Raw genomic sequence first — 21,400 nt, forward strand, 5'->3', positions numbered from 1 at the left:
AGATTTACACGCAAGTCCTCGAATCCAGACCGCTCTTGGTATAATTTGCGCCTATTAGAAATCAGGAGCACCATGAAATACCATATCTGGACCGAAGGCTGCCAAATGAACGTCGCCGACTCACAGCGGGTCGGCTCTTCGCTTGAGCATCTTGGCTACACCCTTACCGAAACCATCGAAGAAGCAGACGTTATCGTTTTAAATACCTGTGTCGTGCGCCAATCCGCCGAAGATAAGGCAATGGGGCGCGTCTCTTCGCTTGCGCCGTTGAAGAAAAAGAATCCCAACCTCGTCATCAACTTAATGGGCTGCATGGTCGGTGTGCGCGGCGCGGAGAAATTGAAGGCGAAACTTCCCTATGTGGATGTCTTCTCGCCGCCTTCCGACCCCGGGCCATTGATCTCGCATCTCACCCAGGGAGAAGTTCAATCGATGGAAGACGCGGAAACGACTCGCCGCTTCCTGATGATGGACGATGAACTGATTCTCCCCGTGGCAGAGCAGGGCAAACTCATCAGCGCGCATGTGCCCATTGTCTACGGCTGTTCACATGCCTGCACCTTTTGCATCATCCCCTACAAGCGCGGCATTGAACGTTCGCGCCCCGTGGGCGATATTGTCGGCGAAGTCCGCTCGCTGGCGAAACAAGGCGTCAAAGAGATCACGCTTCTCGGTCAAATCGTAGACCGCTACGGCAAAGACATCCCCGACGGTCCCAATCTCGCCGCGCTTCTGCGCATCATCCATGAAGTCGAAGGCATCGAACGCATCCGCTTCCTGACCTCGCACCCCAATTATTTCGACGACGACCTCATTCAAGCCATCGCCGAACTTCCGCGCGTCATGCCGCACATCGAACTCCCCATTCAAGCGGGCGACGACGAAGTATTATCGAACATGAAACGCGGATACACCCAGCAGCAATTCCGCGACCTCGTGGCAAAGATCCGCGCGCAAATTCCAGATTGTTCCATCGCCACCGACATCATTGTCGGATTCCCCGGCGAAACCGAGGAACAATTCATGGAAACGTATCGCGTCTTATCTGACCTGAAACTGGATGTGGCGCATCTGGCACGCTACTCCGTTCGAGAGGGAACCGTCGCCACCCGCCGCATGGAAGATGACGTCCCCGAAGAAGACAAACTCCGCCGCCTGCACCTGCTCGATGACCTGCAAGAGCAGATCGTCAGTGAGATCAACAAGAAATACCTCGGCGAAAAAGTGGATGTGCTCTTCGAGGAAAAGGTCAAAGGCCGCTGGCGCGGACGCACCCCCACCAACAAACTCGTCTTCGTCGAATCAGAAGAAAATCTGCGCGGCAAAGTCCTCCCCGTCACCGTCACATGGACGGGACCCTGGTCCATGCAGGCGCAACTCGCTGGGGTACGCTCGCAAAAACAACCAGAATTGATTTCTCTATAACAGGTAGGGACACGGCGACGCCGTGTCCCTATGATTTTCGGGGGTTATAATTTCGCCACCATGTCCTTCAACGAACTCATCACCACATTCGCAAACAACCTGTTCCCCATTCTGCTGGTCAGCAGCGCGGGATTTGTACTCGGTAAATTGCTCACCGTCGATTCGCGCTCCCTTGGGCGTGTGGTCTTTTATGTATTCAGCCCTCTGCTTGTCTTCGACCTGATGATCAAAAGCGAATTAAGCCTGCGGCAGGCGCTCACTACGGTTGGCTATACTATTTCTGTCATCGCAGTGATGGGCTCGCTGGCCTTTATATTTGGAAAACTGTTTCGTCTGGAAAAGCCTTATCTGCTGGCCGTTATCCTCACAGTGGCATTTGGCAATACGGGCAACTACGGACTGCCGCTGGTCAAATTCGCATTCGGCGATGACTCGCTGGCGGTCGCATCCCTGTTTTATGTAACGACAACCATTCTCTTCAACACGGTCGGTGTGGTGATCGCTTCCATCGGCCATATGGACTTGAAATCGGCAGTGTTGGGTCTGTTCAGGCTTCCCAGCATCTACGGTGTGGCGCTGGCGCTCATAATAAAAGGATTGGCGATTCAACTTCCCCTGCCCATTTCACGTACAATTGAGATAGCCGCAAACGGCGCGATCCCGGTCATGCTGATCCTGCTCGGTTTGGAGTTGACCCGCATCGAATGGTCACACAGTTTCCGCGCACTGGGGCTGGGTGTGGCCGCCAAACTTTTGCTCGGCCCACTGGTTGGGCTGGCCCTCGCAAGTTTGTTTGGCATGCAGGGACATGTGCGCCAGGGCAATGTGCTCGAAGCCGCCATGCCCGCCGCCGTCGCAACCACCGTTGTGGCAACCGAATACAAATTGGAACCGTCGCTCGTGACTGCGATCGTTTTCCTCGGCACAGCACTGAGTCCGCTTACATTAACGCCATTGATTGTTTTTCTAGCGAGGTAAAACATGTCTTCTTCCAAAAAGATCATTTTCAGATTAATGGCGGTTCTTTTCATCGCCGCGATTCTGCCATTTAATACGAATCAGGCCCAAGCGCAGGGTGGAATCGAAGTGAACGGTGCCACGGTGGCTGTCGCCTTTGGGAAGACAATCACGTTTCAGGCGAGGGTCACAGCTCCAATTGGCATCCAACAAATATCCCTGCTCTTTCGCGGCGTAAATGAAGATGTGACCCGCGTGGAGCCTGTGCAGCTCACGCCCGATGGTTTGGTGAGTTTCACCTATGATGCTTCCCTGAATGTGTTCCCTCCATTTAGCCAGATCGTATTTTGGTTTCAGGCCACGCTCGACGATAATCAAACATATACAAGTGCGCCGATCACTTTTGCCTACAATGACAATCGTTTTCCGTGGCGTGAAATAAAACGGGATAATCTGGTCGTGCACTGGTATGCAGGGGATGATGCCTTCGGTGCAGCCGCATTGGATGCCGCCGGTTCGGGCATCCGCGCGATCAATGAATTCATTCCAATTTCAGCCACACAAAATATCGACATTTATATTTACTCGAACGCCCCCGACCTGCAAAACACATTGTTGCTTGGCGGTGAAGATTGGGTCGGCGGTCATGCCAACCCTGAGCTTGGCGTGGTGCTGGTTGCGATCGCTCCCGGCCCGAATCAATCCATCGAACTTGAAACCAAGATCCCGCATGAGCTTGCGCATGTGATGCTGTATCGTTCGCTCAGTAAAACCTATGCTGCACAACCGATCTGGCTGCTCGAAGGCATCGCCGCCATGGCAGAATATCCCAACCCCGATTACAAACACGCGCTCGATATCGCAAGCGGAAATAACACCCTGCTTTCTTTGGAAGGCTTGTGCGCCTCTTTCCCCGCCGACGCAGGCAACGCCTTTCTGGCTTATGCCCAGTCCCAATCATTTGTCACCTACATCCGTGAGACATATGGGACTTCAGGTCTGGCGCGCCTGACCCAATCCTACAGCGAAGGATTCAGCTGTGAGCTTGGCGCCACCAACGCGCTCGGCACTCCGCTCAGCCAGTTGGATGTGCGCTGGCGCGAAAGCGTGCTGGGACAAAACGTCACGGGTGTGGCGGTTCGCAATCTTTCGCCGTACGTATTGCTGATGGTATTGGTATTGGTCGTTCCCATGTGGGGCGCGATCGATATGTTACGCCAAAGGAGAAAACGTGCAAAACAACCCAACTGACGAAGTGAAGCGCGTGCACATGTGGGTGAAGGGACGCGTGCAGGGTGTGGGCTTCCGCGCGCATGTGGAATACCACGCCTTGCAAATAGGCGTGCTTGGGTGGGTGCGCAATCTCGGCTCTGATACCGTCGAGACTGTGGCCGAAGGCACTCCTGAACAGATCGATCAATTTATTCAGATGGTTAAAACAGGTCCACGGCACTCACGTGTGGATGAGGCAAAGGTGGAATACGAGCAGCCCACCGGACATTTAAGCGGGTTCACCGTCAAAATGAGTCTGTGACATCACGCAAACCCAAGGCCGCGTTCCTTCAACGAGACCCATTTTCCCTGTCCGATCACCAGATGATCCAGCACGTCTACATCCAATAATTTCCCTGCCTGCACGATGGCGCGTGTCACAGCCACATCATCAGGGCTGGGAGTTGGGTCGCCGCTTGGGTGATTATGCGCAACCACAATTGCCGACGCATTCGCCCGGATCGCATCCTTGAACAACTCCCCCACCCGCACCTGCGATGAATTGACCGAGCCTTTATAAACCTCCACCGTTTCCAAAACCCGATTTCTTCTATCGAGCAAAATAACACGCAAATGTTCCTGCTCCAGGGCAGACATTTCATATTGCAGCAAAGCTGCCGCATCCGCGGGACTGTTAATGGAAGGTCGTTCTTCGGGGGCCTCCAATGAAAGCCTTCTCCCCAATTCAATCGCTGCTTTGATCTGCGCGGCTTTGGCTTCACCGATCGCATGCTGGTCCATGAGTTCCTTGATCGGCGCGCGATGTAAACCGCTCAAACCGCCAAACTTTTTCAACAAGCGCTGTCCCACCTCCACCGCATTCTCGCCTGCCACACCCACACGCAATAAGATGGCGATCAATTCGGCGTTGGTCAGAGCCTGCGGGCCAAGCAAAGCCAGGCGCTCCCGCGGACGGTCTGATTCGTGCAAGTCAGCAATGCGATACACAGGTTTTGAATTGGGTTCAGTCATCATGGCCGCTCCTTATTTTGATGCAGGCAATTTTACAGCAAAATAAAAAAAGTCCCGTCTTTCGACGGGACTTTTTTTATTGATAAGATTGGATTAGACGGTGCTGAGGCTGGAGTTCACTTTGCTGAACACGTTGCCGATGATTGGTCCGAGGATCATCAAAGCCGCAATAACGACGATAGCTACTAAAACGAGGATCAGCGCATATTCAACGAGACCTTGACCTTTTTCTTTGGGGGCGAATAACATGGATGTAAATCTCCTTTCTGATAATATGCTCAGGAACGCTTCCTGAATTGGCTTTATTTTACCCAGTACATAAAAAAACACAAGAGCGAATCAACGCTATTTCTTAACAGTTATGTTAGTCATTTTTTGGTCATGGTATGCTATGCTGGCGCGAGAAAAATAAATTGAACAGTTCCATATCATCGTTCCCCCAACAATCTTTTCTGTGGTTAAATAGCGCAACTAAATACAATCAGATCGGCGGCAAAACATGTTAATTCATTCTGCATCACAACTTCTCACCCTGGCAGGAGGCCCGCAGCGCGGACATGCCCTCGGCACCCTCGGCATTATCGAAAACGGCGCAGTCATTGTGCGCGACGAAAAGATCATTGCAGTCGGCACAACGGACGAACTTAGAAATGCCTATCCCGATGAACCCACATTGGACGCCGGGCATTCCGTCCTCATGCCCGGATTCGTGGACCCGCACACCCACGTCATCTGGGCGGGTGATCGCGCCAATGAATTCGAAATGAAAATGGGCGGCATGGCTTATCTCGATATTCTCGCCGCGGGCGGCGGCATCATCTCAACCGTCAAAGCTACACGCACTGCCAGCCTCGAAACCTTGATCGCGCAAACCCGTCCACGCCTGCTGAAAATGTTCGCTCACGGAACCACCACTGCCGAAGCGAAGACAGGCTATGGTTTGCAAACCTCCACTGAACTGCGCCTGCTCAAAGCATTGCTCGCACTCGATGATGAAAGTCCGCTTGATCTCGCGATCACATTTCTTGGCGCACACGCCATCGCTCCCGAATACAAAGACAATCCGCAGGGCTACACCGACGAAGTCGTCAACACCATGCTGCCGATGTTAAAGGAATGGTGGGAGACTCACGCACCGCGACTCAACCTGCCTTTTGTGGATGTCTTCTGCGAAACGAAAGCATTCGACCTTGAACAGTCGCGTCAGATCCTAACCCGGGCAGGGTCGCTGGGATTCCCGCTCAAGATCCACGCTGACGAATTTGACAACCTTGGCGGCGCAGCGCTCGCGGCTGAATTGGGCGCGGCATCCGCCGATCACCTCGTGCGCACATCCGATGCGGATATCGCCGCCCTCGGCAAATCGGATACGGTCGCCGTGGCATTGCCATGCACACCGTTCGGCCTTGCCGAAAAAGATTACACCCCCGCCAAGAAACTTATCGCAGCCGATGCCATGCTCGCCCTCGCCACCGATTGCAACCCCGGCACCTCGTGGAACGAGTCGATGCAGATCGCGATCGCGCTGGCATGCCGTTATATGAAGCTGACCCCCGCACAAGCCATCGCGGCCTCTACTATAAATTCCGCCCACGCAATTCGCAGGTCCGATACGATCGGTTCCATCGAAGTCGGGAAACAGGCCGATATGCTCATCCTGTCTGTGCCGGATTATCGTCAGGTTGGTTATCGCTATGGCACGAACCTGGTCAAACAAGTCATCAAGCGTGGACGCGTTTACTCGGTGGATGTCGGCTACTACCGAACGGCATAACGAAGGGTATTTATGGATATAGGATGGATCATATTTGGGGCAGTACTTGTCGCCAATGCAATATTCGCTGTCACAATCATAGTTTTTATTACCAGAAAATTCGAGGTGGCAGGACGCGATGCGTTAATTATGATGCTGGGCTCGCTGGCGGTCTGGTCGTTTGGCTACGCCATGATCACCTTCTCGCATGATCTGGATACAAAAATATTCTGGCTGCGAGTGGAAAACGTTGGCATTCTCACCCAGCCTGTGTTCTGGATCATTTTTATTTTGGGTTATTCCCGACAGGGCCGCTCCGTGAACTGGTATTACATCGCCCTGTTATGCATTGTTCCGCTCATTTCTTTTGGAATGATCGTTTCAGATCGCTGGTTCCATCTATATTACTCGTCGATAAAACCGCTCACAGAGAATCTTGGTCCTCTCGTCATTCAGCGCGGACCCTGGTATGGGGTCGCCGTTTTTCAAGCCTACGCCATTGACCTCATCGCCACAGTGCTCCTGATCTGGCGCTTCATTCAATTCAGGAATATCTTTCGCAAACAGCTTGCCTTTTTGATCACTGCCACGCTCATCCCGTGGATCACCAATATTTTCTATCAGGTCATTTCCATCTTTTTACCGTCGGTGTTCCCCCCAGTGGACCTGACCCCGATCTCATTCACCATCAGCATCGGATTGATCAGTTCCGGTATCTTTCGCACCCGCCTGCTTGACCTCGTGCCCATCGCGCGTGACGTGGTCATGGAACATATCCCTGAAATGGTGTTCGTAGTGGATGCCCACGATCGCGTGCTGGATGCCAACACCGTTGCGGAAAACTGGCTTGGCAGATCAAAGCAATCGATCATCGGACGTGACCCCATCGAAATCTTTGGAAAATGGCCCGAACTGTACAATCGTTTTCTCACCACGGAAAGAACCCGCGAAGAAGTGGTCATTCCAGGGAACCCGCCATTGATTCTTGAAGTGGTCATCACCCCGCTTTATAGTGAACAAAACGAAAAACTGAGCGGACGTGTTGTTCTGGCTTATGATGTCACGAAGCGCAAACAATTGGAAATTGAATTAAAGGCAAGGATCAACGAAATCGAAGGGCTCAGACTGCAATTGCAGGAACAAGCCATCCGCGATTCGCTTACCGGGGTATTCAATCGTCGCTTTCTGGCTGAAGCCCTTGAAAAGGAAATTTCAAAAGCTGCGCGTGAAAACATGCCCATTTCCATTATCATGATGGATGTGGATCACTTCAAGAGTTTCAACGACACCTACGGCCATAAGTGTGGAGATGCCGTACTGCGTGACCTTGCCAAATTCCTCACTGAGAATTCCCGGCAGGGGGATATTGTCTGTCGTTACGGAGGCGAGGAGTTTGTCATCCTTATGCCGGAAGTAACTTTTCAAACTGCCTACGAACGGGCGCAAGGCTTACAGCAGGCATACTCGAATAAAATCGTTGAACATGAAGGAAAACCCCTGAGGGCAACCTTTTCTGCCGGGGTGGCAAGCTATCCATTGCACGGCTTGACCGGCGAAGCCATCCTACATGCAGCAGACGATGCCTTGTACGAGTCCAAGAGCAATGGACGCAACAGGGTGACGGCTTTCGAAAAAAGATCTTTAAAGGAGAGATAAACATGCAAATAGATATTATCGGTGTGCCCATCGATCTCGGCGCAGATCGCCGCGGTGTGGATATGGGCCCAAGCGCGATCCGCTACGCACACTTGCAACGAAAGCTCGAAGAACTCGGGTATTCGGTGCACGATGAAGGCAATGTGGAAGTCCCCATCGCTGAAATGTGTGAGATCACAAATCCAAAATTGAAATACATCGACTGCATCATCCCCATGTCACGGCGTGTGGCTGGCGCGGTGGCAACCTCCATTCAAGCCAAAAACTTTCCGCTTGTATTGGGCGGTGACCACAGCCTGTCCATCGGCTCGGTGCGCGGCGCGGCGCGCAACAAAAAGATCGGCGTCATCTGGATCGACGCCCACGCTGATTTCAACACCGCTGAAACCACGCCTTCAGGCAACATCCACGGCATGTCGCTTGCCATTCTTGCAGGGCTGGGAGATAAAAGCCTTGTGCAATTATGGGATGAAACAATTCCCGTCATCGACCCTTCGAAGATCGCCATCATCGGCGCACGCGATCTGGACTCGGGCGAAAAGGTCAACTTAAACAACGCAGGTGCGATGGTGATGGGCATGGAACAGATCGATCGTTACGGAATGGTCTCAGTGGTGGAAAAAGCCATCGAACGAGTCAGCCGTGATGTGGATGGGATCTACCTCTCGCTCGATCTCGATTCACTCGACCCGGAGCATGCTCCCGGTGTAGGGACTCCTGTCCCCGCTGGATTGACTCAGCGTGAAACCCACCTCGCCTGTGAGTTGATCGCCGAAACAGGCAAGCTCATCGGCATGGACCTCGTCGAAGTCAACTCGGTGCTCGATGTACAGAACCGCACCGCTGCCCTCGCTGTGGATTTCGCCCTCTCGGCGCTTGGCCGCCGCATTTGGAATGGACATTCATGAAACCAACTCTGACAGATATCGAACGACTGGCTCGTGGCGCGGGCGCCATTCTGCGTGAACGCTATAACCAGGAACATGAGATCAGCTACAAAGGTGTGATCGATCTGGTGACCGAAGCAGACCATGCCTCGGAAGCCTTTTTGATCGGCGAGATTCAATCCAAATTTCCAGACAGCCACATCGTCGCGGAAGAAAGCGGCGAAACCATGGGCAGCAATGAAGGCATCTGGTACATCGACCCGCTGGATGGGACTGTGAATTTTGCGCACCACATCCCCGTATTTTGCGTTTCCATCGCGTATGCCTTCGAAGGCAACATGCTTCTCGCTGCTGTTTACGACCCGTTGCGCGATGAAATGTTCATTGCCGAACGCGGCCAGGGTGCCTTCCTTAATGGAAAGCCGATCAAAGCATCCAGCACAGTGGAATTGCAAAAAAGTCTGCTGGTGACGGGTTTTCCATATGACACTTGGAATACCGAAAAAGATAATTTCAAAAATTTCGAGAAACTCGCCAAAATGACTCAGGGCGTGCGCCGACTCGGCTCTGCCGCACTGGACGGTTGTTATGTCGCGGCAGGTCGTTTTGATGGCTTTTGGGAACTCGCCCTTCGTCCCTGGGATATCGCCGCTGCGGGACTCATCGCTGAAGAAGCAGGCGCGCGTGTCACGGCCACAGATGGAAAGGCAAACTACATTTCCACGCCGCAATCCATTTTGGCAACAGCCCCAGGCATTTATCAGCAAATGCTTGAGCAATTGAACTGAAGAAAATTCGTTTTAGTAACGTAAAGCAAAATCGGAAGGATGTGATGCATCTTTCCGATTTTGCTATTGACAAGAGTGTATCTCAATTATTGATACGGACCATCGCCGGGGGAACCACCGAATAAAGCAATCCAATTTGTTTCGGAATCTGGCTGGCGGGGATCAATGCGTTCGGCAGATTCGCATTCGCTGAGGTGGAGCGGTGTGTGATCGAGGTGATTGTCGTCGATGTTGACTGGATAAGGGCCGCCAATTGAGGGTGTGCCATAGGTGTCCAACACACGGTCAATGACGGTGTCACTGCCGATGTAAAGTGTGATCGTGTCGTAGCCATCCTGATCGCTGATGATGCCGAAGAAGTCATCGCCGAGGGTCTGGCTTGATTCGGCGGTTAAGATAATCACACCGGGCGGAAATTTATACGGCATCCGATTTTCGATATTGCCTTCAGGATATAGCGGAGAGAGGACCACGGCAAAGCCGCGGGGCGGAATCACCGTCGAGTTGGTAACCAGCATCGGGTCGAGTTGAAGCGAGGATCTTGAATTCCAAGAGATGAGTCGGTCGGGAGTCCCTTTTTCACCTTCGTCGAAAAGCATCCAGCCGCCGACATCCACCGGCTGATCGCCGAAATTATAAAGCTCCACGTACTGATTGAATTTTCTGGTTTCAAGTCCGCCGCACTGATTGCCCATCACTTCGCTGATCACGATCGTCGATGCAGCGGATGGGAAATTGATGTTGCCCGGGCTGGCGGTTACATTTTTTTCAACAACAGCACAGGAACGGCTGGCTGTGAATGGCGATGGTGTCCCTGAAACGAACAACACAGAGATGACCGCTTCGCCGGGGTTGTTCGGCGCAAGGAAAGTTGCAGTCAGGCCCTGCCCAGCCCAAACCACCTCCCCCATTGTTGCGCTCCATTGGATCTGTGTGTTGGCGGGGATCTGTCCATCCAGGGTCAGCGCCAGTTGATCGCCTGCCTGCACCTGACACACATCGGGCAAAATGGATGCCTTGAGGTTCGCGTCGCGGCTCGATGCCCCACAGGCATTCAGCCAAAGTGCAGAAATAATGCTCAAGTACAAGGTGGTTTTTAGCTTCATAATGATCCAAATCGAAAATCAATGGGGTTCAATCACAGGCTGCAAGGAAAAGATGGAGATCTGGGAACAAAAGTTTTCCGAAACACTGACGGTCATAAAACCATTACCGGGTTGTTCGTTGAATTTGGCGTTGACCTGACATCCCCGCTGTGCGCCGATGGTTTGAAAAACAGCACCGGCGTATTCCCATGTGCAGGATAAAGTGGCATCCTTGTTGATCGAATACGCGGTGACCGTGACTGCCTCCCCCGGCGAAACGCGAATTAGGTCAGATGGATGGAAGAGACCTTCCCTGCCCGAAATTTCAAATTGAATGGTCACAGGCGGCTGACAGGATGGAAACACGCTCCAAAAACCGATCAGTGAACCTGCCCATAACAATCCAAGTGCCCAGATGGGAAGGCCCGAAAGATAGGGCTGGAGTTTCTCAGAAGATGTGACCATTTTTATTCTTGGGATTTCGATCCCGAACCGCAAAAAAACGAGGACCGTGGCACTGAATGCCATACTGAAAAAAGCCAGCGCATTTTGCGGGTTGTGACTTTGCCCCAGCCAATTAATGAATTGAACGGGCACAACAGAGAGTCGTAGAATAATGGCCCAGGCGATGAGCAGGGTCAACACAATGTAAACAGCCAGACCGGAAATGAATTCAAGGGGTTTTCTGCTCAAGCGATCCTCATCAGAAAATTATAGTTTTTATTCATTTGCGATAACTTTCAAACCCTTTACAGTTGGCATTTTCAATAGCGGGCTTATAATAAAAACACATGGAAACCCAAAAACTTATCCTCGTTACAGGTGCCACAGGCTATGTGGGCGGGCGGCTGGTGCCAAAACTGCTTGAAGCAGGCTACCGCGTGCGCTGTCTTGTACGTGACCCATCCCGTTTGGAGGGGCGTGCCTGGTTGAAAAGAGTGGAAGTCATCTCCGGTGATGCGCTTTCGCCCGAAGGACTCGCCGAAGCCATGCAAGATGTTTCGGTAGCTTATTACCTGATCCACGGGCAACAGGGCAGGAAGGTTGATGCGGAGCGCGACCTGCAAGTAGCGCGTAATTTTGCCCAAGCCGCAGAAGATGCAAACATCGAACGCATTATCTATTTCGGCGAATTGGTGGATCCAACCGCCAACCTCTCCCCTTATCTGCGCGCGCGCCACGAAACAGGTTACATTCTGCGCTATGGCAAGGTACCCGTCACCGAATTTCGCGCGGGTATGATCGTCGGCTCGGGAAGTGCCCTTTTTGAAATGATCCGCTACCTCGTCGAGCGTGAACCGTTGTTGATTTGTCCCGCGTGGTTTTTCTCGCAGGCCCAGCCCATCGCCATCCGCGATGTGTTGTCGTATCTGGTCGATGCGCTCAAGACGCCCGATAGCAATGGACGCGTCATCGAGATCGGCGGACCAAGCCGCCTCACCTACGCCGACATGTTGTTGAGTTACGCAAAAGAACGCGACCTGAAACGCTGGCTCATCCCTACGCCATTCAACGCGCCGCGTCTTTCGGCCTATTGGGTTCACATGGTCACGCCGATCCATTGGCGTGTGGTTGCGCCACTCATCGAAGGCTTGCGCGCGCGACTCATCGTCCGCGATGATACGGCGAAAAAACTTTTTCCGCAGATCAAACCGATCGATTTTCAAACCGCCGCGCATCTCGCGCTCGGGCGCATTCAACGCGATAACGTGGAAACAAGCTGGGCTGATGCGCTGGTCACATCCACGGGCGATATCAAGCCGTATGAATTCACGGTTGAAGAAGGCATGTTCATCGAGCGCCGCCAGATCCTGCTCAACCTCAAACCCGAATCAGTTTTCCGCGCGTACTCAGGAATCGGCGGCGAACGCGGCTGGCTTTATATGGATTGGTCGTGGGCCATTCGCGGCTGGATGGATAAAGCCATCGGCGGTGTGGGTCTGCGCCGTGGCCGCCGCCATCCCGATGAAATTCACACCGGCGAATCGCTCGATTTCTGGCGCGTGGAAAATGTGGAAAAGAACCGCCTCATGCTCTTGCGCGCTGAAATGAAAGTACCCGGCAAAGCCTGGCTGCAATTTGAATCCGCTCCACAGGAAACGCAGGAAAATAAAACCCTGCTCACGGTCACCGCTTATTTTGCGCCGCACGGTATTTCGGGCTTTTTATATTGGTATGCCATGTGGCCTTTCCACAAATTCATCTTCGACGGTCTCGCCCGTCAACTCGCCTCCCGCGCGCGGGTGCTGAGTCACTCCTATTAATTTCTTTTCTCTTTCTTCTTTCATTTTTTGAAGAAAGAGGAAGAAGAAAGAAGTCATTTCGTGGATTGCAATACGATTCTCGTCACCGGCGCAACTGGATACATTGCCAGCAGACTGATTCCCCAACTGTTGGACCGCGGACATAGAGTCCGCGCGCTGGCAAGACGCCCGCATCAAATCGGACCTCGAAACTGGTCGGCCAAAATTGACATTTTCCCCGGCGATGTGACAAACCCCGCCTCCCTCGCGCCCGCGTTGAAGGATGTCCACACGGCTTACTATCTCATTCACAACATGTCCTCGGGGCATGGATATACCCAGCTCGAACTGCAAGCCGCGCGCAACTTCGCCCAAGCCGCAGAAGAAGCGGGGGTCAAACACATCATCTACCTCGGCGGGCTCGCCGACGAAGAACAACACATTGCGCCGCACATGCGTTCACGCATCGAAACGGGCGCAACCCTGCGCGCAGGGAAAGTGCCTGTCACCGAATTTCGTGCGGGGGTCATCGCAGGCTCCGGGAGCATTTCCTTTGAAATGATTCGCTTCATGACCGAATTATTTCCCATCATCCCCGCCCCCACCTGGATTCAAAATAAATCCCAGCCCATCGCAACCCAAAATGTGATCGATTATCTGCTCGCCGCTCTCGAGAATTGGGACGGTCATGGCAAGGTCTTCGAGATTGGCGGCCCCGAAATCACAACCTATCAGGAACTCATGCTGCGCTATGCCCACATCCGAGGACATAAACGCAGTTTTCTCGTCCTGCCCTATGTCCCTGTCTGGTTCATGGCCTTTGGCATCGGGCTGATGACCCCCGTTCCACGCCCGATCGCCCATGCACTGGTCGGCGGGCTATCCAGCGACAGCGTCGTCATGCACGAACACGCGCGCGCGGTTTACCCCGAGATCAAGCTGATCGATTTTGATTCCGCCGCCAAAGAAGCGCTGACCCATCTACATCCGCTCCGCATCGAACGCGTGTGGGATGACGGCACAGGCCGCTCCAAAACGCTCAAACACGAAGGCTTTTTCATCGCCCATCATGAAACCAAAGTGGAAGCCGAACCTGAAAAGATATTCACTGCCATCAAAAACATGAAATGGCAGGAATTCGTTGTTGATACCATCGAAGAGAATCGCTGTCTCGTGTTGCTGTCAAAACACACTTCCATCGGGCAAATGTGGCTCGAATGGCGGCTGGGCAATCAGAATCACATCGCCCTGACCTATTACCTGGCCCCGCGCGGCCCTCTCGGATTTTTATATTGGTATTTACTCTATCCGCTTCACACCCTCCAACTGCGCAGGCTGTTAAAACGTGCCATCCGCAACTCAGTGGTAAAATGAAATTATAAAATAACGATCAGCAAGCGGCGAAGCTGGTGACACCTGCACTGCACTAAACGCAGTGAGGTGCAAGTGAATTCCAGCACTGTCGCGCAACTGTGAAGTTAGTCATGTTGTCTCTTTGTCTTCTCGTCTAGTAGTCAAATCAATACGGCTAGTAGACAAGAAGACCAGCAGACGAAAAGACTAATGAAGTCAGGTCGCCCGCTACTGATCGGTTCACCACACTCTCGCGAAAAGGAGGTGGATGACGGTAGCCTGATCGGATTGCCTCTCCCCCTCCCCAGCCCATGCTGGGGATTTTGATTCTCGTGGCCACGACTGAAGTCGTGACTACAAAACATTCCAAGGAGAAGAAAATGTTACGAAAAACTTTAATTTTGACTTTACTGCTTGCACTCTTTATAACGGGATGCGCCCCCGCACGCTCCGCGACACCGACCGAGATGCCTGTTCCTGTTTCAACAGAAATGCCCGCCACTGAAGCATCCTCTGCGTCAGCGGAGATTCAACTCACAGATGGGCTGGGCAGGTCCGTGGTTCTGAAAGAAGCGGCGCAGCGCATCATCTCGCTGGCACCGTCGAATACCGAAATCCTCTTCGCCATTGGCGCAGGTTCGCAAATGGTCGGCCGCGATTCACTTTCTGATTATCCCGCCGAGGCGGCGAATGTAACCGATATCGGTTCGGCGTATGAAGCCTTGAACACCGAGATGATCATCTCGCTCAAACCTGACCTGATCATCGCCGCCGAGATCAACACACCCGAACAGGTGAAGGAACTCGAAGACCTCGGGCTGACTGTGTATTACTTGAACAATCCGCACACACTGGAGGAACTGTACGGCAACCTTGAGATCATGGCAAAACTGGCTGGGCGCGAAGCGGAAACCGCTACACTGATCGAGTCGCTCAAGGCGCGCGTTGCCGCTGTGGATGAAAAGATCGCACCGCTCAGTTCACGCATCAGCATTTTTTATGAGATCGATGGCACCGACCCCGCCAAAGCCCTACACCGCTGGCAAGGGCACCTTCATCACGTTGTTGATCGAGCGCGCTGGCGGATACAACATCGCCGCGGACATTGAAGGCTATCCCCAATTGAGTTTGGAACAGGTCGTTGCTGCCGACCCCGCTTTTATTTTGCTCGGCGATGCCGCCTACGGCGTCACACCCGAAGTGGTGGCAGCCCGCCCCGGTTGGGAGAACCTTTCCGCTGTAAAAAATGGGCAGGTCTTCCCCTTCGACGATAACCTGCTCAGCCGCCCCGGTCCGCGTTTGGTGGATGGGCTTGAAGCATTGGCGAAGTTGTTGAGACCCGGGTTATTTGAGTAAAAAATAATTACGCAAGTGCGACGTACTTAACCTTGCCCGCCCATGCCCCGCCCATATCTTTCCTCTTTCCTCTTTCTTCTAGCCGCCCTGCTTCTCAGCCTTGCAGTCGGTTCTGTTTTCATTTCCCCGGAAGAGTTATGGCGCGTTATCAGCGGCACAACCACGAACGAAACCTTTCGCACGATTCTGTTTGACATTCGTCTGCCGCGCACGGTTTTGATCGCACTGGTCGGTGCGGCGCTGGCGGGCAGCGGTGCGGCGTATCAGGGCTTGTTTCGAAATCCGCTGGCTGACCCGTATTTGATCGGCGTGGCTTCGGGTGCGGGGCTGGGTGCGGTGCTGGCAATGTCGGTCAAGTGGCCGTACACCACGCTTGGATTAATGGCAGTTCCGCTTGCGGCTTTTCTCGCCAGTCTGCTGACGGTATATCTCGTTTATATTTTTGCGAATGTGGGCGGAACAGTGCCAACAACAAGCTTGATCCTCGCGGGGGTGGCGTTTTCATCCTTTGCCACTTCGTTGACGTCGTTTTTAATGCTGAAGTCAAACAGTGAGTTGCGCCGTGCCATCGGCTGGTTGTTGGGCGGTGTGAGTCTGGCAGGCTGGGATGTGATCCTCGCACTCATCCCCTATTTGTTGATCGGCCTGACCACATTGATCTTGAACGGATATGCGTTGAACCTTTTGCAATTCGGCGATGACCAGGCACATCAAATGGGGCTGAATGTACGCCGCGCGAAATTGATCATCATCGTGGCGGCGTCACTTGTCACGGCGGCGGCGGTTTCTTTTGCGGGCATCATCGGATTTGTCGGGTTGATCGTTCCACATGTGGTGCGCATCTGGTGGGGCGTGGACTATCGCCGCATCCTTCCGCTCAGCGTGATCGGCGGCGCGGGCACGTTGCTGCTGGCTGATGTATTGGCGCGGGTGATTCTTGCGCCCCAGGAATTGCCGCTGGGCATTGTCACTGCATTGGCGGGTGCGCCTTTCTTTTTGTGGGTGCTGCGCCGCGCAAAAAACCAAGGCATTTGGTAAAAATTTTCAAGGAATCGTATGAGCAAAAACACAAAGGGATTATTGATCGTCAACACAGGCGACGGCAAAGGCAAATCAACTGCGGCCTTCGGCATGGTCCTGCGCGCATGGGGCCGCAATTTTCGCATTTGCGTCATTCAATTCATCAAAGCGGAAACGGGTCAATGGGGCGAGATCAAAGCCGCGAAAAAACTCGGCATCGAATGGCATGCCACAGGCGACGGATTCACGTGGACTTCGAAGGATATGGATGAAACCATCGCGCGTGCCCGTCACGGTTGGGAGATCGCAAAAGAAAAGATCGCCAGCGGAAATTATGATTTGATCGTGCTGGATGAATTCACCTACACCCTCACCTACAACTGGCTCGACACAAATGAAGTAATGGACTGGCTGCGCCTCAACCGACCCTCGAACCTGCATCTGGCTATAACGGGCAGGTCAGCGCCGCAGGTTTTGATCGAAGCCGCCGACCTTGTGACTGAGATGACTCCGATCAAGCATCCATATGAACAAGGCATCGTTGCTCAAGCAGGAGTTGAATTCTAAAATGAAATTCCCCCCCATTGCTCCTCTCGGCCAGCTTGCGATGCAATCTGCGCGTGAACGTCAGAACAGACTCACCAAACCCGCAGGCAGTTTGGGCAGGCTGGAAGAATTGTCGATTCAACTGGCTGGCATCACGGGGAAAGCAAATCCATCCATCAAGGACAAGGTCATCATCACGATGGCTGGCGATCACGGCGTTGTTGAAGAAGGAGTCAGCGCGTACCCACAAGAGGTGACTCGGCAAATGCTGTTGAATTTCCTTGCGGGCGGCGCAGCGATCAACGTGCTGGCGCGGCATGTCGGTGCGCGTGTTGTGGTGGTGGATATGGGCGTCGCAAACGAAATCCCCACCAGGGATGAAAAACTGATTCGGCGTCGAGTTGCTCCGGGGACGAAGAATCTGGCCAAGGGTCCAGCAATGACGCGTACACAGGCGGAAGAATCCATTCAAAGTGGAATCGAAATCGCTTTGGCAGAAATCGCCAAAGGCGCAGACATCATCGGCACGGGTGATATGGGCATCGGCAACACCACCCCATCGGCGGCAATCGCCTGCGTATTTTTGAAACAGCATCCGAAAGAGATCGCGGGCCGCGGCACAGGTGTGGACGATGAAGGGCTTGCCAGAAAGATCTCGGTGATCGAGCGTGCGCTGGAAGTAAACCGACCAAATGCAGACGATGGCATCGGCGTGCTGGCAAAGGTGGGCGGCTTCGAGATCGGCGGGCTGGCGGGCGTGATGATCGGTGCTGCTTCGAAACAGGTGCCTGTAATGGTGGATGGATTCATTTCCACTGCCGCCGCGATGATCGCGGTTTCGCTTGCGCCGCATTGCCACGAATATTTGATCTCTGCCCATCGCTCGAAGGAATATGGTCATTCGCTCATGCTGGAATGGCTTGGCTTGAAACCCCTGCTCGATTTCGATATGCGCCTCGGCGAAGGCACGGGCGCGGCACTTGGCATTTCGATGGCAGAGGCCGCGTGCAAAGTATTAAGTGAAATGGCTACGTTTGAAGAAGCAGGAGTTAGTCAAGTCGGTGCGTAGCCGAGTGGTCACGTGCCACCTTCTTTTTTCCATCCACCACTCACTATTCCCTATCATCCAATGACCTCGATTATCGCCGCCTTTCAGTTCCTCACCATCTTCCCCACTCTCATCAAGCGCATGTTCACCTCGCAAGAGATGGGACGCGCCGTGGGTTGGTTTCCGCTTGTGGGCGTGGCGCTTGGGTTTGCCTTGTTCGGTGTGAATTACGCAGCACGGTTGGTCTTTCCGCAAACCGTTGCTGCTGCGTTGACCCTGTTCGCGTGGATCGCGTTCACGCGCTTCTTTCATCTCGACGGTTTCATGGACACCCTCGACGGCCTGTTCGGCGGCTGGACGCCCGAACGCAGACTCGAGATCATGAAAGATTCGCGCATGGGTGCCTTTGGAACGATCGGCGGCATTCTGGTTTTGCTGACAAAATATGCGGCGCTTTCAGAAATCCACACTTCTTCCATGTTCAGCGCGATCCTCCTCGCCACCACGCTGGGACGCTGGGCTTCACCGCTTGTCATCTACGCATTTCCCTACGCCCGCGAAGATGGGCTGGGAATTGAGATGAAGCGCAATGTGACGTTCCGCGAGATCATCATCGCCACGTTAACGGCAGGACTCACAGCGTGGTTCGCGTATGGCTGGCTCGGGTTTGCCTTCATGCTCGGCGCAGCACTGATCGGATTCCTTGCCGCACGCTACGCCATGCGCCTGCTCCCGGGCTGACTGGCGATATCTACGGCACAGTGACCACACTGGTTGAAATGCTGACCCTCACTGCATTCACTGCCATTCATCCTTCATAATTCATCCTTCATCCTTGCACTATGAAACTTTTCTTAACCCGCCACGGACAAACTGACTGGAACATCGCAGGCCGTTATCAAGGGCAGAGTGATACGCCGCTGAATGAGACTGGCCTTCGTCAGGCTGAGCAGATCGCAAAACGGCTCTCAAGCGAAACCATCCACGCCATTTACTCCAGCGACCTCTCGCGTGCCGCAAACACCGCCCAGTCCATCGCGGATTTTCATTCGCTGGAAATCAAAAAGGATTCCCGCTGGCGCGAACTTTCCTTCGGCGATTGGGAAGGCCTGACCTATCAGGAAATGTCGGCGCATTCGCCCGAACTGTTCGAAGCATGGATGAAAGACCCGCTCACGATCTCCACGCCAAACGGCGAAACCCTCGCCCAACTGGCAGAACGGGTAAAAGCGGCATTTGATGAAATCAAGGAGGAACATGCCGACCAGACCGTATTGGTCGTGGCGCACAGCGGGTCATTGCAATCCCTGCTGGCGGTCACCCTCGGTGTGGATTTGAATCGCTACTGGCAATTCCGCATTTCGCAGGCATCGCTCTCTGAAATGAATGTGTATGAAGATAGCGTTGTACTGAATTTACTCAATGACGTATCGCATTTTCAGGAAAAATAACATGAGCACACTCACTCTCATCCTTGGTGGCGCTCGCAGCGGAAAATCATCCTACGCGTTGAAACTGGCAAAAGAATCGGGGAACCCCGTCACATTTATCGCCACCGCACAGGCATTTGACAATGAAATGTCCGCGCGGATTCAAAAGCACAAGACCGAACGACCCACTGAATGGTCCACACTTGAACTGCCAATGAATCTCGCACAAACACATAGACAAAATCCATTCGGAGGTCGTCATCCTCGATTGCGTGACCTTGCTGGCGACCAACCTGATGATGCAATTCGTCAAAGACGACCTTGTTGACGAATTGCCCTACCTAAATGCTATTCAAAATGAAATGGAAGCACTGCTATCCGCCATCCGAAACTCGAATCAAAACTGGTTCATTGTCTCGAATGAAGTCGGCCTCGGATTGGTTCCGCCCTATCAAATGGGACGCATCTATCGCGACGGACTCGGCTGGGCCAATCAACGCCTCGCCAAAGAAGCCGACACCGTCCTCTTCATGGTCGCAGGCCTCCCCATGACTATAAAATCATAACCCTTTCTTTCTTCTTTCCTCTTTCATCCTATCAAGGCCATCTATGCTAAAAATCCAATCCCTTTCGGTCTCCTATCACGACCACCGCGTTCTGCACGATGTTTCCTTTGACGTGAACAGCGGCGAAGTGCTCGCGCTCATCGGGCCAAACGGCGCGGGCAAATCCACGATCATTCGCGCGGCGAGCGGAGTGATTCCCTCCACGGGGTACATCCGCACCAATGGCGATGACTTCCAATCGCTCACGCCTCTCCAGCGTGCGCGTTATCTCGCCGTGGTTCCGCAGGCGATTTCCCTGCCGCCCGCCTTCACGGTTTGGGAAACGGTTTTGATGGGACGCACACCCTATCTTGGATTTCTCGGTCACGCGTCTGCCCACGACGAGGAACTGGCGCGGCAGGCCCTGAGCAGAGTCAACGCCCTGGCATTTGCCGACCGCCGCGTCGGAGAATTATCAGGCGGCGAAGCGCAACGGATCTTACTTGCACGTGCCCTTTGCCAATCCACACCGATCTTATTGCTCGATGAACCCACTGCACATCTTGACCTGCAATATCAAGTCAGTTTATTGGAATTGATCCACGAACTTGCCCACAAGGAAAATCTCGCTGTCATGGTGGCGCTGCACGATCTCAACCTCGCCGCCCATTTTGCTGACCGCGTGGCCCTGCTCGTCGGCGGTAACCTCAAAGCCATCGGCACACCCCGCGAAGTGTTGACCTCTGAGCTGATCTCCCAAGCCTACTGCCTACCCGTTCAAGTGGTTGAACATCCATTTTTGGGCGGGCCGTTGGTGCTACCCGAAAAAATGCAATAACCTGCAACACTTGTCTGCAAAGATGACGTTTCCAAAATGGGACGTCATCTTTTTTGATTTCACAACACCAATTTTGAACCTTTTCGCATCTCGCTGGTACATACTATCGAGAAGCAGATACAATGCAAACAGCAGACCTTGCCATTCACTGGAACCCGCAAGAGACGCAGCCCGCCATGACGCAACCCACCGACGACCTCGACCTGATCCATCGCATGCAAGCTGG

The 21,400-nt window shown here is 53.4% G+C and carries 24 protein-coding genes; 20 read left to right on the forward strand and 4 right to left on the reverse strand.

Going from position 1 to position 21,400, the window contains the following annotated elements; translation table 11 throughout:
* Positions 1–72 precede the first annotated feature (72 nt).
* From miaB to IPI86_RS08865, 4 genes are read left to right on the forward strand one after another with little or no spacing between them, the layout of a single operon-like run.
* Positions 73–1,425 carry a tRNA (N6-isopentenyl adenosine(37)-C2)-methylthiotransferase MiaB gene (gene miaB, locus IPI86_RS08850; protein ID WP_345297639.1) on the forward strand — a complete coding sequence of 451 codons (1,353 nt, stop codon included), beginning with the start codon at positions 73–75 and terminating at the stop codon, positions 1,423–1,425.
* Positions 1,426–1,485: 60 nt separating this feature from the next.
* Complete coding sequence (locus IPI86_RS08855) at positions 1,486–2,403, forward strand: AEC family transporter (protein ID WP_345297640.1); 918 nt, start codon at positions 1,486–1,488, stop codon at positions 2,401–2,403.
* Positions 2,404–2,406: 3 nt separating this feature from the next.
* The gene (locus tag IPI86_RS08860; protein ID WP_345297641.1) at positions 2,407–3,633 is read left to right on the forward strand and encodes a peptidase MA family metallohydrolase; all 1,227 of its coding nucleotides are present in this window, start codon (positions 2,407–2,409) and stop codon (positions 3,631–3,633) included.
* Complete coding sequence (locus IPI86_RS08865) at positions 3,614–3,916, forward strand: acylphosphatase (RefSeq protein WP_345297642.1); 303 nt, start codon at positions 3,614–3,616, stop codon at positions 3,914–3,916. The genes IPI86_RS08860 and IPI86_RS08865 overlap by 20 nt, the downstream gene beginning before the upstream one ends.
* A 2-nt stretch (positions 3,917–3,918) precedes the next feature.
* Here the strand turns inward: IPI86_RS08865 and radC are convergent, their stop codons facing one another.
* Both radC and IPI86_RS08875 read right to left on the reverse strand, forming a co-directional pair.
* A complete protein-coding gene (gene radC, locus IPI86_RS08870) occupies positions 3,919–4,626 on the reverse strand; it encodes a DNA repair protein RadC (RefSeq protein WP_345297662.1) in 708 nt (235 codons plus the stop codon).
* 93 nt (positions 4,627–4,719) lie between these two features.
* Positions 4,720–4,875, reverse strand: a complete 156-nt coding sequence (locus IPI86_RS08875; protein WP_345297643.1) for a Flp family type IVb pilin — start codon at positions 4,873–4,875, stop codon at positions 4,720–4,722.
* A 250-nt stretch (positions 4,876–5,125) separates the two neighbouring features.
* Here IPI86_RS08875 and hutI point away from each other — a divergent pair, with 250 nt between their 5' ends.
* The 4 genes from hutI to IPI86_RS08895 are packed head-to-tail and all read left to right on the forward strand — an operon-like array spanning position 5,126 to position 9,710.
* Positions 5,126–6,400 carry an imidazolonepropionase gene (gene hutI, locus IPI86_RS08880; RefSeq protein WP_345297644.1) on the forward strand — a complete coding sequence of 425 codons (1,275 nt, stop codon included), beginning with the start codon at positions 5,126–5,128 and terminating at the stop codon, positions 6,398–6,400.
* Between the two features lie 12 nt (positions 6,401–6,412).
* Positions 6,413–8,035, forward strand: coding sequence for a diguanylate cyclase (locus tag IPI86_RS08885; RefSeq protein WP_345297645.1), 1,623 nt, complete (start codon positions 6,413–6,415; stop codon positions 8,033–8,035).
* A gap of 2 nt (positions 8,036–8,037) precedes the next feature.
* On the forward strand, positions 8,038–8,943 hold the full coding sequence (gene rocF, locus IPI86_RS08890; RefSeq protein ID WP_345297646.1) for an arginase: 906 nt from the start codon (positions 8,038–8,040) through the stop codon (positions 8,941–8,943).
* Complete coding sequence (locus IPI86_RS08895) at positions 8,940–9,710, forward strand: inositol monophosphatase family protein (RefSeq protein ID WP_345297647.1); 771 nt, start codon at positions 8,940–8,942, stop codon at positions 9,708–9,710. The genes rocF and IPI86_RS08895 overlap by 4 nt, the downstream gene beginning before the upstream one ends.
* A gap of 86 nt (positions 9,711–9,796) precedes the next feature.
* Here the strand turns inward: IPI86_RS08895 and IPI86_RS08900 are convergent, their stop codons facing one another.
* Positions 9,797–10,816: a lamin tail domain-containing protein gene (locus tag IPI86_RS08900; protein WP_345297648.1), complete on the reverse strand. Its 1,020-nt coding sequence runs from the start codon at positions 10,814–10,816 to the stop codon at positions 9,797–9,799.
* 18 nt (positions 10,817–10,834) lie between these two features.
* Positions 10,835–11,488, reverse strand: a complete 654-nt coding sequence (locus IPI86_RS08905) for a hypothetical protein (protein WP_345297649.1) — start codon at positions 11,486–11,488, stop codon at positions 10,835–10,837.
* A 98-nt stretch (positions 11,489–11,586) separates the two neighbouring features.
* Between IPI86_RS08905 and IPI86_RS08910 the strand changes: the two genes are divergently transcribed.
* The 12 genes from IPI86_RS08910 (at position 11,587) to IPI86_RS08965 (ending at position 21,174) form a co-directional block, all read left to right on the forward strand.
* Entirely contained in the window at positions 11,587–13,059 is a 1,473-nt protein-coding gene (locus tag IPI86_RS08910; RefSeq protein ID WP_345297650.1) for an SDR family oxidoreductase, read from the forward strand.
* Between the two features lie 60 nt (positions 13,060–13,119).
* Positions 13,120–14,412, forward strand: coding sequence for an NAD(P)H-binding protein (locus IPI86_RS08915; protein ID WP_345297651.1), 1,293 nt, complete (start codon positions 13,120–13,122; stop codon positions 14,410–14,412).
* Between the two features lie 359 nt (positions 14,413–14,771).
* Positions 14,772–15,500: an ABC transporter substrate-binding protein gene (locus IPI86_RS08920; protein WP_345297652.1), complete on the forward strand. Its 729-nt coding sequence runs from the start codon at positions 14,772–14,774 to the stop codon at positions 15,498–15,500.
* Positions 15,400–15,747 (forward strand): ABC transporter substrate-binding protein, encoded by a 348-nt coding sequence (locus IPI86_RS08925; RefSeq protein WP_345297653.1) that lies wholly within the window; start codon positions 15,400–15,402, stop codon positions 15,745–15,747. Before IPI86_RS08920 ends, IPI86_RS08925 begins: the two co-directional genes overlap by 101 nt.
* Before the next feature lie 42 nt (positions 15,748–15,789).
* Positions 15,790–16,785, forward strand: coding sequence for an iron ABC transporter permease (locus IPI86_RS08930; RefSeq protein WP_345297654.1), 996 nt, complete (start codon positions 15,790–15,792; stop codon positions 16,783–16,785).
* A gap of 18 nt (positions 16,786–16,803) precedes the next feature.
* Positions 16,804–17,334, forward strand: coding sequence for a cob(I)yrinic acid a,c-diamide adenosyltransferase (gene cobO, locus IPI86_RS08935; protein WP_345297655.1), 531 nt, complete (start codon positions 16,804–16,806; stop codon positions 17,332–17,334).
* 1 nt (position 17,335) lies between these two features.
* Positions 17,336–18,382, forward strand: coding sequence for a nicotinate-nucleotide--dimethylbenzimidazole phosphoribosyltransferase (gene cobT / locus IPI86_RS08940; RefSeq protein ID WP_345297656.1), 1,047 nt, complete (start codon positions 17,336–17,338; stop codon positions 18,380–18,382).
* Between the two features lie 60 nt (positions 18,383–18,442).
* A complete protein-coding gene (gene cobS, locus IPI86_RS08945; protein WP_345297657.1) occupies positions 18,443–19,102 on the forward strand; it encodes an adenosylcobinamide-GDP ribazoletransferase in 660 nt (219 codons plus the stop codon).
* A 101-nt stretch (positions 19,103–19,203) separates the two neighbouring features.
* Positions 19,204–19,812: an alpha-ribazole phosphatase gene (gene cobC / locus IPI86_RS08950; RefSeq protein WP_345297658.1), complete on the forward strand. Its 609-nt coding sequence runs from the start codon at positions 19,204–19,206 to the stop codon at positions 19,810–19,812.
* Position 19,813: 1 nt separating this feature from the next.
* Positions 19,814–20,119: a bifunctional adenosylcobinamide kinase/adenosylcobinamide-phosphate guanylyltransferase gene (locus tag IPI86_RS08955; protein ID WP_345297659.1), complete on the forward strand. Its 306-nt coding sequence runs from the start codon at positions 19,814–19,816 to the stop codon at positions 20,117–20,119.
* The gene (locus tag IPI86_RS08960) at positions 20,088–20,357 is read left to right on the forward strand and encodes a bifunctional adenosylcobinamide kinase/adenosylcobinamide-phosphate guanylyltransferase (RefSeq protein ID WP_345297660.1); all 270 of its coding nucleotides are present in this window, start codon (positions 20,088–20,090) and stop codon (positions 20,355–20,357) included. Before IPI86_RS08955 ends, IPI86_RS08960 begins: the two co-directional genes overlap by 32 nt.
* A 43-nt stretch (positions 20,358–20,400) precedes the next feature.
* On the forward strand, positions 20,401–21,174 hold the full coding sequence (locus tag IPI86_RS08965; RefSeq protein WP_345297661.1) for an ABC transporter ATP-binding protein: 774 nt from the start codon (positions 20,401–20,403) through the stop codon (positions 21,172–21,174).
* Positions 21,175–21,400: the final 226 nt, after the last annotated feature.

Source organism: Candidatus Villigracilis affinis (assembly GCF_016705895.1).
Classification (GTDB): Bacteria; Chloroflexota; Anaerolineae; order Anaerolineales; family Villigracilaceae; genus Villigracilis; species Villigracilis affinis.

Coding starts and splice junctions, on each gene's coding strand:
- miaB (WP_345297639.1), top strand. CDS start 73: ATGAAATACCATATCTGGACCGAAGGCTGCCAAATGAACGTCGCCGAC.
- IPI86_RS08855 (WP_345297640.1), top strand. CDS start 1,486: ATGTCCTTCAACGAACTCATCACCACATTCGCAAACAACCTGTTCCCC.
- IPI86_RS08860 (WP_345297641.1), top strand. CDS start 2,407: ATGTCTTCTTCCAAAAAGATCATTTTCAGATTAATGGCGGTTCTTTTC.
- radC (WP_345297662.1), bottom strand. CDS start 4,626: ATGACTGAACCCAATTCAAAACCTGTGTATCGCATTGCTGACTTGCAC.
- IPI86_RS08875 (WP_345297643.1), bottom strand. CDS start 4,875: ATGTTATTCGCCCCCAAAGAAAAAGGTCAAGGTCTCGTTGAATATGCG.
- hutI (WP_345297644.1), top strand. CDS start 5,126: ATGTTAATTCATTCTGCATCACAACTTCTCACCCTGGCAGGAGGCCCG.
- IPI86_RS08885 (WP_345297645.1), top strand. CDS start 6,413: ATGGATATAGGATGGATCATATTTGGGGCAGTACTTGTCGCCAATGCA.
- rocF (WP_345297646.1), top strand. CDS start 8,038: ATGCAAATAGATATTATCGGTGTGCCCATCGATCTCGGCGCAGATCGC.
- IPI86_RS08895 (WP_345297647.1), top strand. CDS start 8,940: ATGAAACCAACTCTGACAGATATCGAACGACTGGCTCGTGGCGCGGGC.
- IPI86_RS08900 (WP_345297648.1), bottom strand. CDS start 10,816: ATGAAGCTAAAAACCACCTTGTACTTGAGCATTATTTCTGCACTTTGG.
- IPI86_RS08910 (WP_345297650.1), top strand. CDS start 11,587: ATGGAAACCCAAAAACTTATCCTCGTTACAGGTGCCACAGGCTATGTG.
- IPI86_RS08920 (WP_345297652.1), top strand. CDS start 14,772: ATGTTACGAAAAACTTTAATTTTGACTTTACTGCTTGCACTCTTTATA.
- IPI86_RS08925 (WP_345297653.1), top strand. CDS start 15,400: ATGGCACCGACCCCGCCAAAGCCCTACACCGCTGGCAAGGGCACCTTC.
- IPI86_RS08930 (WP_345297654.1), top strand. CDS start 15,790: ATGCCCCGCCCATATCTTTCCTCTTTCCTCTTTCTTCTAGCCGCCCTG.
- cobO (WP_345297655.1), top strand. CDS start 16,804: ATGAGCAAAAACACAAAGGGATTATTGATCGTCAACACAGGCGACGGC.
- cobT (WP_345297656.1), top strand. CDS start 17,336: ATGAAATTCCCCCCCATTGCTCCTCTCGGCCAGCTTGCGATGCAATCT.
- cobS (WP_345297657.1), top strand. CDS start 18,443: ATGACCTCGATTATCGCCGCCTTTCAGTTCCTCACCATCTTCCCCACT.
- cobC (WP_345297658.1), top strand. CDS start 19,204: ATGAAACTTTTCTTAACCCGCCACGGACAAACTGACTGGAACATCGCA.
- IPI86_RS08955 (WP_345297659.1), top strand. CDS start 19,814: ATGAGCACACTCACTCTCATCCTTGGTGGCGCTCGCAGCGGAAAATCA.
- IPI86_RS08960 (WP_345297660.1), top strand. CDS start 20,088: ATGATGCAATTCGTCAAAGACGACCTTGTTGACGAATTGCCCTACCTA.
- IPI86_RS08965 (WP_345297661.1), top strand. CDS start 20,401: ATGCTAAAAATCCAATCCCTTTCGGTCTCCTATCACGACCACCGCGTT.